Here is a 577-nt window from a genome sequence, read left to right as displayed (position 1 = left end):
ACGGTAATTATGAAAAGGAGAGGTATGACATGATGAATTTCGGACAGGCAATTGAAGCATTGAAGCAAGGAAAGAAAGCAGCACGATCTGGTTGGAACGGAAAGGGCATGTGGTTGACGCTAGTTCCAGTATGTCGTTACAACCCAAGCGACGTCAATTCACTCGGTTTAGAGAAGCTTCCATGGATCGGAATGAAGACAGCAGACAATTGCTTTGTTCCTTGGCTGGCTAGTCAAACGGATATGTTGGCAGAGGATTGGCTTGTAGTGTCTTAACAAACCACACGATTTGATAAATGGGGAGGAATTTTAAATGGCAAAGTATCGCAAAAAGCCAGTTGTGATTGAAGCAAAGCAATACAAAGGCTTATCCAACTATATTGAGATATGTGAGTTTGTAGGGAAGCCGTTGGACTCTGAATACAACGGGGAAATCGTAGTTATTGAAACTTTGGAAGGCACGATGAGGGCAAATGCTGGAGATTACATCATTAAAGGAGTAAAGGGTGAATATTACCCCTGCAAGCCAGACATTTTTGAGGCAACATACGAAGCATTCGAGTGATTAATAAAACAAT

The 577-nt window shown here is 41.9% G+C and carries 2 protein-coding genes; both read left to right on the top strand.

Translation table 11 applies throughout. The annotated features are described in order from the left end of the window. The coding region (locus tag C3B52_RS35795; protein ID WP_373419762.1) for a DUF2829 domain-containing protein at nucleotides 1-275 on the top strand (275 nt) is incomplete at its 5' end. Nucleotides 276-312: 37 nt separating this feature from the next. After that, nucleotides 313-564 (top strand): hypothetical protein, encoded by a 252-nt coding sequence (locus tag C3B52_RS35790; RefSeq protein ID WP_103111019.1) that lies wholly within the window; start codon nucleotides 313-315, stop codon nucleotides 562-564. Nucleotides 565-577 lie beyond the last annotated feature (13 nt).

This window comes from Brevibacillus reuszeri (genome assembly GCF_002897295.1).
In the GTDB taxonomy this organism is placed as follows: Bacteria; Bacillota; Bacilli; order Brevibacillales; family Brevibacillaceae; genus Brevibacillus; species Brevibacillus reuszeri_A.
Note: the sequence above shows the minus strand (reverse complement) of the source record. Positions and strands in the feature narration are given on the sequence as shown.